This is a genomic window from Rothia sp. HMSC078H08, assembly GCF_001808955.1.
GTDB lineage: Bacteria > Actinomycetota > Actinomycetes > Actinomycetales > Micrococcaceae > Rothia.
Genome location: NZ_KV795257.1, coordinates 405,631 through 419,940, shown reverse-complemented (window position 1 = coordinate 419,940; position 14,310 = coordinate 405,631). Strand labels below are relative to the sequence as shown.

Annotated in this window: 10 protein-coding genes and 4 tRNA genes; all 14 read left to right on the top strand. The window is 62.6% G+C overall.

Translation table 11 applies throughout. The features are described 5' to 3' along the window. Nucleotides 1-50: 50 nt before the first annotated feature. The 14 genes from gltX (at nucleotide 51) to HMPREF2528_RS08385 (ending at nucleotide 14,205) form a co-directional block, all read left to right on the top strand. Nucleotides 51-1,562, top strand: a complete 1,512-nt coding sequence (gltX, locus tag HMPREF2528_RS08450; RefSeq protein WP_049362078.1) for a glutamate--tRNA ligase — start codon at nucleotides 51-53, stop codon at nucleotides 1,560-1,562. A gap of 2 nt (nucleotides 1,563-1,564) precedes the next feature. Continuing rightward, on the top strand, nucleotides 1,565-2,032 hold the full coding sequence (locus HMPREF2528_RS08445) for a hypothetical protein (RefSeq protein ID WP_070543729.1): 468 nt from the start codon (nucleotides 1,565-1,567) through the stop codon (nucleotides 2,030-2,032). Nucleotides 2,033-2,296: 264 nt separating this feature from the next. Continuing rightward, nucleotides 2,297-2,372 (top strand) — tRNA-Gly (locus HMPREF2528_RS08440). 489 nt (nucleotides 2,373-2,861) lie between these two features. Then, nucleotides 2,862-2,933, top strand: a tRNA-Gln gene (locus HMPREF2528_RS08435). A gap of 22 nt (nucleotides 2,934-2,955) precedes the next feature. Continuing rightward, nucleotides 2,956-3,028: transfer RNA gene (locus HMPREF2528_RS08430), tRNA-Glu, on the top strand. 565 nt (nucleotides 3,029-3,593) lie between these two features. Beyond that, nucleotides 3,594-3,668, top strand: a tRNA-Val gene (locus HMPREF2528_RS08425). A 109-nt stretch (nucleotides 3,669-3,777) separates the two neighbouring features. Then, entirely contained in the window at nucleotides 3,778-4,626 is an 849-nt protein-coding gene (locus tag HMPREF2528_RS08420) for a PD-(D/E)XK nuclease family protein (protein ID WP_070543779.1), read from the top strand. 311 nt (nucleotides 4,627-4,937) lie between these two features. Next, complete coding sequence (def, locus tag HMPREF2528_RS08415; protein WP_070506019.1) at nucleotides 4,938-5,543, top strand: peptide deformylase; 606 nt, start codon at nucleotides 4,938-4,940, stop codon at nucleotides 5,541-5,543. A 6-nt stretch (nucleotides 5,544-5,549) separates the two neighbouring features. After that, nucleotides 5,550-6,518 (top strand): methionyl-tRNA formyltransferase, encoded by a 969-nt coding sequence (gene fmt, locus HMPREF2528_RS08410; RefSeq protein WP_070543728.1) that lies wholly within the window; start codon nucleotides 5,550-5,552, stop codon nucleotides 6,516-6,518. Continuing rightward, nucleotides 6,515-8,569, top strand: a complete 2,055-nt coding sequence (locus HMPREF2528_RS08405; RefSeq protein WP_070543727.1) for an RsmB/NOP family class I SAM-dependent RNA methyltransferase — start codon at nucleotides 6,515-6,517, stop codon at nucleotides 8,567-8,569. The genes fmt and HMPREF2528_RS08405 overlap by 4 nt, the downstream gene beginning before the upstream one ends. A 54-nt stretch (nucleotides 8,570-8,623) precedes the next feature. Next, the gene (gene rpe, locus HMPREF2528_RS08400; protein WP_070506026.1) at nucleotides 8,624-9,325 is read left to right on the top strand and encodes a ribulose-phosphate 3-epimerase; all 702 of its coding nucleotides are present in this window, start codon (nucleotides 8,624-8,626) and stop codon (nucleotides 9,323-9,325) included. Nucleotides 9,326-9,693: 368 nt separating this feature from the next. Continuing rightward, on the top strand, nucleotides 9,694-10,767 hold the full coding sequence (locus HMPREF2528_RS08395; protein ID WP_049349009.1) for an ABC transporter substrate-binding protein: 1,074 nt from the start codon (nucleotides 9,694-9,696) through the stop codon (nucleotides 10,765-10,767). 126 nt (nucleotides 10,768-10,893) lie between these two features. Next, complete coding sequence (locus tag HMPREF2528_RS08390) at nucleotides 10,894-12,945, top strand: peptidase (RefSeq protein WP_070506027.1); 2,052 nt, start codon at nucleotides 10,894-10,896, stop codon at nucleotides 12,943-12,945. Between the two features lie 213 nt (nucleotides 12,946-13,158). Beyond that, nucleotides 13,159-14,205 (top strand): plasmid partitioning protein, encoded by a 1,047-nt coding sequence (locus HMPREF2528_RS08385; protein WP_070506029.1) that lies wholly within the window; start codon nucleotides 13,159-13,161, stop codon nucleotides 14,203-14,205. The last annotated feature ends 105 nt before the right edge of the window (nucleotides 14,206-14,310 follow it).

The window sequence follows — 14,310 nt, the reverse complement described above, 5'->3', positions numbered from 1 at the left end:
GCACCCAAAAACGTAACGTACATCCTGAAACACACCGTCAAGGAGACATCATGACCGAATACCACGGTCCCGTACTCAACAGCCCCGCAGACACCCGCGTCCGCTTCTGCCCCTCGCCCACCGGCACCCCGCACGTGGGCATGGTCCGCACCGCCCTCTTCAACTGGGCGTACGCACGCCACACCGGCGGCAAGCTGATCTTCCGCATCGAAGACACCGACGCGGCACGCGACTCCGAAGAGTCGTTCAACCAGGTGCTCGAATCCCTGCACTGGCTCGGCATCAACTGGGACGAAGGCGTTGGCGTCGGTGGTCCCCACGAGCCCTACCGCCAGTCCGAGCGTAAGACCGCAGGCATCTACAACGAGATCTTCGAAAAGCTCGTTGAAGGCGGCTACGTGTACGAAGACTTCTCCACCCCCGACGAGGTGAAGGAACGCCGCAAGGCAGCCGGTCAGGACCCGCAGCTCGGCTACGACAACTACGACCGCAACCTCACCGAAGAGCAGAAGGAAGCCTACCGCGCCGAGGGCCGTAAGCCCGTGTGGCGTCTGCGTATGCCCGACGAGGACATCACCTTCAACGACCTCGTTCGCGGTGAAATCACCTTCAAGGCCGGTACCGTGCCCGACTACGTGGTCGTCCGCTCCAACGGCGACCCGCTGTACCCCTTCGTGAACCCCGTCGACGACGCACTCATGGGCGTCACCCACGTGCTGCGCGGTGAGGACCTGCTCTCCTCCACCCCGCGCCAGATTGCGCTCTACCGCGCGCTCATCGACACCGGCGTGACCAGCTTCATCCCCGAATTTGGTCACCTGCCCTACGTCATGGGCCAGGGCAACAAGAAGCTCTCCAAGCGCGACCCCGAATCGAACCTCTTCCTGCTGCGCGACTCCGGCTTCATCAAGGAAGGCCTGCTGAACTACCTGTCCCTGCTGGGCTGGTCTCTCTCCGCAGACCAGGACGTCTTCAGCATCGACGAGCTCGTCGAGCACTTCGACGTACACGACGTTGTCGCCAACCCCGCACGCTTCGACGTGAAGAAGGCAGAGTCCATCAACGGCGACCACATCCGTGCGCTCGACCCCAAGGACTTCCGCGACCGCCTCATCCCGTACCTGCAGGCTGCAGGCGTACTCGGCGAAACCCTCACCGAGCGCGAAGAGCAGGTCCTCACCGAAGCTGCACCCCTCGTCCAGGAGCGTATGCAGCTGCTCGGCGAAGCACCCGGCCTGCTCGCATTCCTCTTCAAGGCTGACGAAGAAATCAGCACCGCAGACGACGCACGCAAGCAGCTCAAGGAATCCGCACCGCAGGTCCTCGCCGCCGCAATCGAGGCACTCGAGCCCCTCGAGGACTTCACCGCAGCCAACATCGAGGCAGCCCTGCGCGCCGCAATCGTCGACGGCCTGGAAATCAAGCCGCGCCTCGCATTCGGCCCCGTGCGTATCGCAGTGTCCGGTGAGCGCATCTCCCCGCCCCTGTTCGAATCCATGGAAATCCTGGGCAAGGAATCCTCCCTCGCACGCCTGCGCAAGCTTGCCGCTGAACTGAGCTAACCATGAGCCAGCCGAATAACCAATCCATCATCGGCAAGGCGCTGTTCAAGGGCACCCTCATGGCGCTCACCAACGCCTGCATTATCTGGCTGATTCTGTACATCGCCAACATGGACAAGTCCGTCTTGATGGTGGTCGCTGTTGTCGTTGCGGCAGCCTTCGGATACGTGACTGCCTACTTCGAGGCACGCGCCGCCCTGAACGCTCAAGAAGCTCAGGCACGGCACGCCCGCGGCGGCGACGTCAGCAGTTCGTCTGACGGCGTAGACACTTCGGATTCTTCGGACTCTTCGCGTGAAGAGGACGACGAAGACGACTTCGTGGACCCGGGCCCCGACCCGGACGCGGGCGACTTCGACGCCGGAAGCTCCAGCAGCTACAGCAGTTCGGACTACAGCAGCTACAGCAGCTCCGACTACTCTGGCGGCGGCGACTCCGGTGGAGGTGACTCCGGCGGTAGCAGCGACTAAGCTCTAGAGAATCCCCTTATCCAGCGGGAATCTGACGACCGAAAGGTCTGAAGGAAACCCGGTGGATAAGGGGATTTTTCATAAATTTGAGAATATTTTTTGTGATGGGTATTTCCTGTAAAACTACTAGTCGGTATCTTTTGCGGAGGTGAATCTGGCTCCATTTTGGGGAGTGTGGCAAGAATTTGGTTTGCGCACCCCGGTAAAGGCTCGTATAGTAGTACCTGTTGTTACGACGAACTGAAAAGTTCAAAGCGAAAATATGCGGTTGTAGCTCAGTTGGTAGAGCACCACCTTGCCAAGGTGGATGTCGCGAGTTCAAGTCTCGTCAACCGCTCCACTCAAGCCCCGAGGTTCGCCTCGGGGCTTTTTCGTTGTCTCTGGGTTTTGCTGTCTCTGGGTTTTTAGTTTTTGGAGGCGTGGGCAGCGGGTCCTGTGATCTTTCCCGAGGTGGTTGCTTGGGCGGGTTGGTCGCCATGATGCTTTGGTTATCTGGTTATCTGACTGCCCGGAGGTAGTACAGGAAAAATCTTCAAAAAAATTTGGGGCTCAAAGCGTGCGGGGGAGGGGATAAAACTACTCTCCAAGTCCCCTCGGAGCTGCTGTGAAGGGTGAAAATCGGCCCTAAAACCCTCTTTTTGAAGAAATTTAAAAAACTTTTTAACCCCAAAAACCCCGGAAACACGCGGAAGTAGCGGGCATAAAACCGTGAATGTGAGGCGTCTCTCCAGATTTCGGCTTGCACGCCTCCAGAAAGACCCGTATAGTTATTACTCGTTCCGGTGAAAAGCCGAAAGGCGAAAAACGGAACGGTAACTCAATAGAGTAATGGGATATGGTGTAATTGGCAACACGAAGGTTTCTGGTTCCTTTGTTCTAGGTTCGAGTCCTGGTATCCCAGCTAACCTCCTAACGGAGGTTGCGGCCCCATCGTATAGCGGCCTAGTACTCCGCCCTCTCACGGCGGCAACACCGGTTCAAATCCGGTTGGGGTCACACTAGGAAATAAACCCTCAGTCTTCTGGCTGAGGGTTTATTTGTTTATTGGGCAAAACTGAGCCCAGATTCTATGGTGCCGCCGTGAGCCTCTCACGGCGCCGCTCCTTACGTCGCGGCACTCCGGGGCATGATGGATTTCCTCGCGCGCTCGGCATCATGCCCCTCCGTCACCGTTACAAACCGGTTGGGGTCACACTAGGAAAAAAGCCTGGTTTCTTCGGAAACCAGGCTTTTTGTTTACCCAGCACCTCTGAGTCTAGATTCGGTAATGACTTAGCGACTTCAGCCATGGTTAAAAGCTATCCCTCAAGACGCTAACCCAGCCCCAAAGTCCGTACCTCATGACCAGAGTCCATAAGTCATTACTGAACCTGCAGCCACCTCAATCGGAGGAAGCAGCGTATGAGCAGAGAAGAAGAATCTCCTCGAAAAGCCACAAGTGTTTCGAGAAGCCACCATTTTTGTGGCTTTTCGAAACACAAGTGGCTTCTCGGCGGGAAAGAAAAAAGGGGAGCGCAAAATTTGACCTTCACGCCAAGCCTCGGTATAGTCTTATCCGTAAGCGTGATTGGCGCAGTGGTAGCGCGCTTCGTTCACACCGAAGAGGTCACTGGTTCGAACCCAGTATCACGCACCAAAGAACCCCCGTTTCAAGGAACGGGGGTTTTATTATGCCCACCGGTATTTGTGCCCACAAGCAGTACAAACCCAGCCGCGGACACAACCACCCGAGAATGAGGTACCCCGTGACAACACCCGAACTCGCCGCAGCCACCGACTACGGACGCATGTACGCGCGCGTCCGCGGAGGAGAACTCCTCGTCCCCTCCATCACCACCGTCATCGGACAGCACGCCAGCGACCTCAGCGGCTGGCACGGGTACATGGCAGCCAAAGCCGCCCTCGAAGACCAGCGCGCCTACCGCGCCACCGGATCCCACGGCCTCAAATTCGCCATCATCCGCGACGCAGCCAGCGCCTCCGAACGATACCGCGACGCAGCCGCCGCCCGAGGCGACCGCGTCCACAACTACGCCGAAGCCGTCGCCCTGCGCGCCATGGGCCGCGAACACAACCTCGACGAAAGCCGCGAACAGCTCATCCTCAACGGCGAACAGGCCTACGCCGACCGCTTCGACGAATGGTGGGAAGCCTTCAAGCCCCGCCCCCTCGCCGCCGAAGTCACCATCTGGAACGACACCGTCGGCTACGCGGGCACGCTCGACCTCGTCGCAGAAATCGCGGGCCGAACCTGCATTATCGACTACAAAACCAAAGGCACCGACAAACGCGGCCGCGTCAAAGCACTCGACGAGAAAGTCGTCATGCAGCTCGTCGCCGGACTCAAAGCTGAAGAATCCATCGTTGACCCCGACGAAGGCACCTGGGAACCCTGGAAATACGGCGACGCGCCCGTCCTCATGGGCGTGGCACTCGGCGAAACGCAGGTGCTGCCGCAGCAAGCAAACCCCGCCGTGCTCGAACGCAACTGGTACAAGTTCTGCGCCCTGCGCCGCGTCTGGGAATTCGACCGCCAGGTTCAAGAATTTGAAGACCCCGCGCTCATGCCCGTAGTGCCGCCACCTGCGGCATAGGCCAGCACCCCCGCCGACTAGAAGACTGGGCGGTATAGGGGAGTAGCGAGCGTAGGGGAGAGGATCAAACCCCCGAGGAGGTGAGCCCAGGGAGGTGAGGCTCAGCCCTCACCCTGCCGCCTCCACCCCCAGCGCCTCGATTCGTTCTAGATTCGCGCTACCGAATCGGCGACAATAGAACAAATAGGCAGAACGGCGCCCGCGCGCCCGCTGTGAAGAATGCGCCTGCTGGGAAAAACCGTCAGCGCAGTTCTGCCGCCATATTGAAATCCGTAAGCACATTCCCGGCCCGGCGCCGGCAAAGGAGAACCATGACCATCCTGAGCATCCGCACCGTAGGCGACCCGGTGCTGCGCAGCGTCTGCGACCCAATCACCGTCTTCGACGACGACCTGGCACGACTCATCGACGACATGCTAGAAACCATGTACGACGTGGGCGGCGTGGGCCTTGCCGGCCCGCAGGTTGGCATCTCCAAGCAGATCTTCACCTTTGGCGGCATTGACGACCGCGAAGGCTACATCATCAACCCCGTGCTTGAGGTTGGCGAAGAAGACCAGGAAGGCGGCGAAGGCTGCCTGTCCGTGCCCGGCCAGAAGTCCGCGACCCCGCGCAAGAACTGGGCGCGCGTGACCGGCGTGGACCGCCACGGCGAACCCCTCGTGCTGGAGGGTGAGGGCCTGTTCGCGCGCATGCTGCAGCACGAAACCGACCACCTGCACGGCAAGCTGTTCATCGACCGCCTCGTGGGTGAAGACCGCCAGCGCGTGATGCGTGCCCTGCGCGCCGCAGACTACAACACTGTTGCCGCGAAGACCGTGACCGAGCGTGCAACCCGCGTGGGCGGTGCCTTTGGCGGCGGTGGCGCATTCGGTGCCGGTTCTGCTGGTTCCTCCTTCGGTAGCTTCGGAAAGTAGGCTCACATGCTCAACATCATTTACGCAGGCACCCCCGACGTTGCCGTGCCCCCGCTCGACTACCTGGCGAACTCCGATAAGGTTCGCGTGGTCGGCGTGCTCACCCGCGAAGACGCCCCCGTGGGCCGCAAGCGCGTGCTCACCCCCTCCCCGGTCGCGCAGCGTGCCGAAGAGCTCGGCCTGCCCGTCGTGAAGGCAAATCGCTGGAACGACGAAGCCGCCGCAGCCATCGCCGAACTGAACGCTGACGCAGCCGCCGTGGTCGCCTACGGTGCCCTGCTGCCGCTGCCCGCGCTCGAATCCCTGCGCTACGGCTGGGTCAACCTGCACTTCTCCAAGCTGCCCGCATGGCGCGGCGCCGCCCCCGTGCAGCGCGCCCTCATCGCCGGTGAGCAGGAAATTTTCTCCACCACCTTCCTGCTCGAAGAAGGCCTGGACACCGGCCCCACCTTCGAACAGGAATCCACCCCCGTAGCCGCCGACGACACCGCAGGCACCGTGCTGATGCGCCTCGCAACCAGCGGCGGCGCACTGCTTGAACGCACCTTCGAACGCCTCGAAGCGGGCGAGAGCGGCACCGTACAGGTCGAGGACGAATCGGTCAGCTACGCCTCCAAGATGAGCATTGCTGACGGCCGCCTCACCTGGACCGAACCCGCCGAGCAGATCCTGGCACGCTTCCGCGGCGTGACCCCCGAACCCGGCGCATGGTGCGAACTGGGCGAAAACCGCTTCAAGATCGGTGGCCTGGCGGTAGCCGACGAGCGCCTGGTGCAGTCCCTGACCGAGGCGAACGGCGGCCCCCTCGCACCCGGTGCGGTGCGTCTGCACGCGAAGAAGGTACTGGTCGGCACCGGTACCGAACCCCTGATGCTGCTGCAGGTTCAGCCTGCCGGTAAGAAAATGATGGATGCGCCCGCGTGGGCTCGCGGCGCTGGCAAGGACATGGCGGAAGGCCTGGTGGTACTCGCATGAGCAACGAAAAGCGCCCCTACAAGGGAGGACACGGCAAGCCCGGTCACGCTGGCAATGGCAAGCCCGGCAACGGCAAGTTCAGCCAGGGTAGCGGTCAGGGTAAGTTCAATCAGGGCAGTGGCCAGGGTGAAGGCGGTGCGAAGCGTAAGCGTCGCCGCCGCTCCGGCGCTGGCAACGGCTCAGGTGCTGGCGTGAGCGAGCAGAACCGCCAGCAGTCCCAGAATTCCCAGCGCGCTCAGAACCAGCGCTCGCAGAATCAAAGCTCGCAGGGCCGCCCGCAGAAGTGGGATGACAACTCCCGCGGCGACAAGAAGCGCTTCGAAAACCGCGGCGAGAACCGCAATGATTCTCGCGCAGAGTCCCGCACCGGCCGCCGCTTCGATGGCCTGACCAGCGTCGAACGCGCCGCACGCCGCGCCAAGACCGAACACGACGACACCAAACGCGGTGGCGGCGGCACCTCCCAGCGCAATAAGAGCGGCCACGAACGCAACCGCCGCTCCATGTCCGCCCGCGAATTCTCCGCGGCGGCACCCTCCGCACGCTCGCGTACCGCAGACACCGCACGCGCCACCGTCTTCGACGTACTGCGCTCCGTGGCGGAATCTGACGCCTACGCGAACCTCGTGTTGCCCAAGGCGATTCGTAGCCACCGCCTCGACCACCGTGACGCAGGCTTCGCGACCGAGCTGACCTACGGCACGCTGCGCCACCAGGGCACCTACGACGCAATCCTCAGCCGCTGCGTGGACCGCCCCCTCGAGAAGGTCGGTACCACCACCCTGATTGTGCTGCGCATGGGCGTGCACCAGCTGCTGAACATGCGCGTTCCCGCCCATGCGGCACTGAACCAGAGCGTGTCCCTGGCACGCGAAAAGATTGGTGCGGGCCCGGCAAGCTTTATCAACGCGGTGCTTCGCCGCGTCTCCGAGCGCACCCCCGAAGAGTGGTATGAACTCATCATCGAGGACGCGAAGGACGACACCGAGCGCATGGCGCTACTCGCCTCGCACCCCGCCTGGATTGTGCGTTCCATGCGTCAGGCACTCGTCGCGCACGGCCGCCCCGCCTCCGAAATTGAGCAGCTGCTCGAAGCGGACAACCTCGCCCCCGTGGTGAACCTGGTGGCACTGCCCGGCCTGGGCAGCCTCGACGAGGCACGCGAACAGGGAGCAGTCGACGGCGAGCTGGTTGAGGGCTCGGCGCTGTACACCTCCGGTGACTTGGCGCGCCTCGAATCCGTACGTGAAGGCACCGTCCGTGCCCAGGATGCCGGCTCCCAGCTGGTAGCACGCGCGCTCGCCGCAGCACCCCTGGACGGCACCGACACCGCCTGGCTCGACCTGTGCGCGGGCCCCGGCGGTAAGGCGGTACTCCTCGGCGCGCTCGGTATTCAGCGCGGCGCATCCCTGGTCGCCAACGAGGCGGCACCGCACCGCGCCCAGCTCGTGGAATCCTCCATGCGCCCCCTGCCCGAGGACAGCTACACGGTGCTCACCGGCGACGGCCGCCAAATCCGCGAGACCCTGCGCAAGAACGTCTCCAACCTGCCCGGATCCATTGAGCCCGGTCAGCTTTTCGACCGCGTCATGGTGGATGTGCCCTGCTCCGGTCTGGGTGCCCTGCGCCGCCGCCCCGAGGCGCGTTGGCGCAAGTCCCCGCGTGATATTGCCGAGCTGTTGCCCCTGCAGCGTCAGCTCCTGGACGCAGCCATTGAGGCGACCCGCCCCGGCGGCGTCATCGCCTACGTGACCTGTTCCCCGCACGCGGCAGAAACCCAGAATATTGTGGCTGAGGTGCTCGAAAGCGGCGCGGTCAGCCTGCTCGACTCCGCCGCCGCACTGCGTGAAGTCGCCCTGCACACCGAAGGCGAGAACGGCGAACCCGTGAGCGTGCTGGCGGGGGATAAGGACCCCGGCCACACCCCCGAAATCAAGGTCAAGAAGGGTGCCCCGGCCGTGAAGGCTTCTCAGAACCCGACCACCGCACAGCTGTGGCCGCACGTGCACGGAACCGACGCAATGTTCCTCGCCCTGCTGCGTAAGAACTAGCCGCTTCACCGCCTAGCATCATCCGCCATACGGCACGGATTTGAAAGGAACCCCATGGGTATTGCTATTAACCCGTCGATTCTTTCGGCGGATTTCGCGAACCTGCAGCGCGAGCTGGAGCGCATTTCCACCGCAGACGCCGCGCATATTGACGTGATGGACAACCACTTCGTCCCCAACCTCACCTGGGGCCCGCCGGTGGTCAAGCGTCTGCGCGAAATCTCCCCGGTGCCGTTCGACGTGCACCTGATGATTGAGGACGCCGACCGTTGGGCACCCGAATACGCCAGCATGGGCTGCGAGTCGGTGACCTTCCACGCGGAGGCGGCTATCGCCCCCATCAAGCTGGCGCGCACCCTGCGTGCTGAAGGGGCGAAGGCGGGTATGGCGCTGCGTCCGGCGACCGCCGTGGAACCCTACCTGGACATGCTCAGCGAACTGGACATGCTGCTGATCATGACCGTGGAACCCGGCTTCGGCGGCCAGGCGTTCCTGGACGTGATCCTGCCGAAGATCGCCCGCGCCGCCAAGGCGATTGAGGGCGCGAACCTGCCGGTGACCGTGCAGGTGGACGGCGGCATCACCGAAGAGACCATCCTGCGTGCCGCGGAGGCGGGCGCAACCTGCTTCGTTGCCGGTAGCTCGGTCTACGGTGTGGACGAGGCGCTCGGCGGCCCGGAGGCGGCCATCGCCTCCCTGCGTGCGGCGGCCGCATCGGTCAAGCGTTCCGGCGCCGGTTGCGGTTGCGGCCACTAGCGGTGCTTGCCGGTAACGGTGCTTGCTTGTAACGGTGCCCCGCATCGATGACACCCCCGCGTCTATAAAACCTCAACGCCCCGTTGTGAAGTCTGCGCCCCGTCGCGGCTCTTCGCGGCGGGGCGTTTTGCGTGCCAGGCGTTCTCAACCACCGCAGATTTATAGCAAGGTAATAGCAGGGGATAGACCCCCATTTAAGTGACGTAGTGTCAGCAAGACTATGACAAAGCGTGAAATACGTTACCCCGCGCAATTCCGCGGCAAAACCGGGCATTCCTGCGGTCGGAGAATCCAAGCTGAACCCGCCTTGATGTAACACTCAGATATCTGTAAGGTTAGGTATAGTTTAGTCATATCTAGGGGGAACTATGTCTTTCAACCGAACCGAGCTGACCGACGCCGAAAACCACGGCGCATCGGGCGTTAACCGCCGCGCATTCTTCGGCCTGGCGCTCGCCTCCTCGGCTGCTCTCGCCCTCGCGGCATGCAGCAGCGAGACCACCACGACCACCACTTCCGGCGGTTCCACCTCCGGTGGCAACAGCGGTACCCGCACCATCAAGGACATTGACGACGAGAATGTAGAAGTTCCCGCCAACCCGCAGAAGGTTATCGTCCTCTCTGAACCCACCCTCGACGGCCTGCTCGCCCTCGGCGTGACCCCCGTCGGTTCCGTCTCCGGTCGCGGCCAGTCCGGCGTGCCCAACTACCTTGCCGACCGCGCCAAGGGCGTGCAGATTATCGGCACCGTCGCCCAGGTCAACTACGAGCAGATCGGCAACCTTGATCCCGACCTGATTCTGGTCGACTCCACCGGCGTGGACAAGCGCTCCGAGGCCTTCGAAACCCTCAAGAAGATCGCTCCCGTCGTCTACTGCGGCTACGCGGGCGGCGACTGGCGCATCAACTTCCGCAACGTCGCCAACGCTATGAACATGGTCGACAAGGGCGAAGAAGTCATCAAGGCATACGAGTCAAACGCCGCAACGTTGAAGGATCAGCTCGCCCCCAAGTACGGCGACAAGACCTTCTCCATCGTCCGCTGGGCAGGCAACGGCCCCGCCCTGATCCTCAAGGAACTGCCTGCCGGCCAGGTACTCAACGACCTGGGCCTCAAGCGCCCCGAGGCGCAGGACCGCAACGGCCAGGGCCACTCCGAACCGGTCTCTCTGGAGAACCTGGCAACCATCGACGCGGACTACATGTTCCTCGGCACCCTCGGCGGCGCAAGCCAGAAGAACCCGAACGCACAGGGTACCGCAGGTCTGCAGGGCGCCGAAGAAGCACTGAATAAGGCGAAGGAAACCTCCGGCTTCACCAACCTGAAGGCAGTCAAGGACGACCACGTGATTCTCGTGGACGGCTCCAAGTGGACCTCCACCGGCGGCCCGCTGCTGCTCGAGGGCATTATCGAAGACGTCAAGAAGGCGCTTCCGCTCTAAACGCCCCACTCTAAATACCCTGTGAAGCAATCACCCGCTGAAGCTTCCGCCACCCTTCTCGCCGCGACCTAAAAACCGCGGCGGGAAGGGGATGCACGACCCACCACACCATCCTCAAGGACCACAATGACCGAAACTCGACCCGTGCGCACCGCAGCCCGCTACGGTGCCGTCGTGGCTCTCGCCGGCGCGCTCATCACCCCCGGAGCAGCGCTGACCGGCACCACTCTCGCATTCGCGGATACCCCCGCCGCCACCCAGCAGGAAGCTAAGGCTGCCGTGACCATCTCCACCGAGAAGTGGCGTGAAGGTAAGCTCGTGCTGCGCGGCACCGGCTTTACCAGCACCGCACCCGGTCGCGGCGCAGTGTTCGCCGTGAAGTTCCTCGACGCCCTGCCGGATGAAGCGCACCAGGCGATTAACCCGATCACCAAGAAGGGCGGCAACTCGCCCGCGAACTTCATGGCAACCGCCAAGGAGGACGGCACTTTTGAGGTTGAGGTGTCCCTGCCGACCCCCGAAAACACCGGTCTGACCGCTGAGCAGCTGAAGAACAAGGGCTGGACCGTGGAGGGTACCAGCCACCGTATTCAGGTGCTTTCCGGTTCCCTGGGCGGTACGGATGCGGACGGTAACACCTACGACCGTCGTGCATCTGTGTCGCAGAATATTACGCTGAGCGACCCGGCTCCGAGCCCGGCACCGACCGCTGAGCCCACCGCTGAGCCTTCTGCGACTGCCGAGCCTACCGCTGAGCCCAGCGTAACTGCAGAGCCTTCTGCAACTGCCGAGCCTACCGCTGAGCCTTCTGTGACTGCCGAGCCTACTGCGGAGCCCTCTGCTACCGCAGAACCCACCCCGGCACCTACCGCAGAGCCCACCGCTGACCCCAAGCCTGCTGACCCCAAGCCCGCGAACCCGGTGAAGGCGAATGTCACCATCTCCACCGAAAAGTGGCGCGAAGGCAAGATTGTGGTGCGCGGTGAAGGCTTCGTAAGTAATGCTCCCGGTCGCGGCGCCATATTTGCGGTCAAATTCCTGGATGCCGTCCCCGATAATGCGCACCAGGCCATTAACCCCCTGACCAAGAAGGGCGGCAACTCGCCCGCAAACTTCATGGCAATCGCCAATGAAGACGGCACCTTCGAGGTTGAGGTTCCCCTGCCCACCACCGAAAACACCGGCTTGAGCGCTGAAGATTTGGCTAAGGCAGGCTGGGCTACCGAAAATTCCGAGCACAACGTGCAGATCCTCTCCGGTTCCCTGGGCGGAGCAGATGAGCAGGGTAAAAACTACGACCGTGGTGTGTCTATTCGACAGAAGATTAAGCTCAGCGACAAGGCTCCGGAGTACGCCCCCATTGACGCACCCGAGCCGGTCAACGCCTCCGAACTGACCGCGGGTAATGGCGTGCAGGTGAGCCGTGACGGTTCCACCGTGACCGTGACCGTGCCGAATGCTGAACCGGGCACTTGGGTGTACGCCGCGACCTACCTCGGCAACTCCCCGCAGACCCTCTACGGCTCCGGCTGGAAGCGTCTGGATGGCAACCGCAGCTTCAGCTACGAAACCAGCGTGAGCATGCCCGCCGCCACCTACCGTGTGGTCGTGCACAACGGCAACCAGGGCGCTGAAAATGCGGTGCTCGGTTTTGCTGACATGACCGTGGAACGTGCCGTTACCCCTCGTCAGGAAGTTTCCCGCGATGAGCAGGACGCCACCGACCAGCAGGTCGAAGAGCTGAACGAGAACCCCGCAACCAGCACCTCTACAGCGCCGGTTCCCATGCGTAACGCGGGCGGCCGCATCAGCACCCGCGCCACCGACGTGGACGCATCCCTCGCCGCGCTCTCGCAGAGCACCGCTCCGGTCGTGAACCGCGTGCAGGCTAAGGCGAAGGTTCAGAGCGCGCAGAAGACCTTGGCATCCAACCTGCAGAAGACCGAAGCTAACGCAAAGAAGGCAGTGAAGGCTGCCGCCGGTTCGCAGAACTCGCAGAACACGCAGAACTCGCAGAAATCCGCCGCAGGTACGAAGGCGCAGGGCCCGGTCATTGAGGGTACTGAGCTGACCGGTCTGACCAAGTGGCTGGTCAACAACGCCAATAACCTGCTGCTTTCGGCGGCTGGCCTGGTGGTTTTGGCTGCGGCTCTGCTGCTGCGCACCTCCAAGAAGTAAGCTCTCTCAAGAAGTAAGCTCTGACCACACATTCATATCGGCACCGGCTCACGCCCCCCACTCTTGGCCCCGCACCCTTGAACAGGGGCGTGGGCCGGATGCCCCACTAACCACTCGGGTCGCAACCTACTGAACTGCACCGACCTACTGAACTGCACTGGCACGAACCCGGTAGCGTTCAGTGTCGACCCCGGTAATTTTGAAAGGACCACCATGCGTGCACCTTTTTCGGGAGCCCCGAAGGCATCCCTGACCTCTAAGGCGCTGACCGCCTGCGCTGCCGCAACCCTGGCGCTGGGCTTGGGTGTTGGCACTGCATCCGCTCTGCCTCCGGGCGGTGCAAAGGCATCGACCCCCGGCACCTCTTCGACCGTTTCCTCTTCTGTGAGCGAGCACGGCGTGATTTCCTTTAGCGTGAGCGGCTTCCCCGCGAATACTGTGGTGTCCGTGAAGGTGGACGACGGTAACCTGTGCCCCTCCGACGCGGCTCAGGGCGCTTGCGTGGTGCACCAGCAGAAGACCGATGGTAACGGTAACGTCTCCGGTTCCTTCATTCTGCCGGATGTTGGCGCTGGCACCCACACCCTGCGTTTCCTTGCAACTGGTGAGAAGCGTGACAAGGACGGCAAGTACCTGGGTACCGAGGCGTACAGCAACCGCAGCCCCGAGTTCACCGTGGTGGGTGAGGGCGGTTCGGATAATTCCTCCTCGAACTCTTCGGGTTCTTCCTCGAACCGCGGCTCTTCCAGCTCGAAGAGCAACGGTGGTTCCTCGAACGGCGGCTCGAACTCTAACAACTCAGACTCTGCAGACGAGGCTCAGGGCTCTAACGATTCCAACGAGTCCTCGTCCAATGGCGGCTCGAACGGTTCCTCGAATGGTTCTGCAGGCGGCGCGGCTGAGGCTGAGACCGTGTACACCGACGCTGACGGCAACACCATCACCAAGGAGGAGTACGACCGTCTGAACGCGGCAGCTGACTCTTCCGGTACCTCCGGTACCTCTGGCTCTTCCGCTGCGCCTGCTGCTTCGGCTTCTGCAAATGCCCAGAAGAAGGCGACCGCTTCGGCGAGCGCGTCCTCTTCGGCTGCTGCGCGCGGTACTGCGTCAAACCCGAGCGCTTCGGCTTCGGGCGCGGCTAACACCGCATCCACCGTTCAGACCGTGACTTACGGTGCTGCGTTCCCGTGGATTGGCGTGGTGGTTCTGGGCGTAAGCATTGTGGGTGCCGCTGCGCTGCTGCTGGCCCGCAAGCGCTAAGACATAACGTCGGATGCGGGTGGGGGAGTACCCTACCCGCTCCGGCGTTTCTCTCATTATCTACCGGTGTGCCGGGTGCCCCCTCTTGCGGCGGGGTGCCGGGTG

Excerpts from the sequence above, each read along its gene's own strand:
- HMPREF2528_RS08390 (WP_070506027.1), top strand. The coding sequence starts at position 10,894 with ATGACCGAAACTCGACCCGTGCGCACCGCAGCCCGCTACGGTGCCGTC.
- gltX (WP_049362078.1), top strand. The coding sequence starts at position 51 with ATGACCGAATACCACGGTCCCGTACTCAACAGCCCCGCAGACACCCGC.
- HMPREF2528_RS08385 (WP_070506029.1), top strand. The coding sequence starts at position 13,159 with ATGCGTGCACCTTTTTCGGGAGCCCCGAAGGCATCCCTGACCTCTAAG.
- HMPREF2528_RS08405 (WP_070543727.1), top strand. The coding sequence starts at position 6,515 with ATGAGCAACGAAAAGCGCCCCTACAAGGGAGGACACGGCAAGCCCGGT.
- rpe (WP_070506026.1), top strand. The coding sequence starts at position 8,624 with ATGGGTATTGCTATTAACCCGTCGATTCTTTCGGCGGATTTCGCGAAC.
- HMPREF2528_RS08395 (WP_049349009.1), top strand. The coding sequence starts at position 9,694 with ATGTCTTTCAACCGAACCGAGCTGACCGACGCCGAAAACCACGGCGCA.
- fmt (WP_070543728.1), top strand. The coding sequence starts at position 5,550 with ATGCTCAACATCATTTACGCAGGCACCCCCGACGTTGCCGTGCCCCCG.
- def (WP_070506019.1), top strand. The coding sequence starts at position 4,938 with ATGACCATCCTGAGCATCCGCACCGTAGGCGACCCGGTGCTGCGCAGC.
- HMPREF2528_RS08445 (WP_070543729.1), top strand. The coding sequence starts at position 1,565 with ATGAGCCAGCCGAATAACCAATCCATCATCGGCAAGGCGCTGTTCAAG.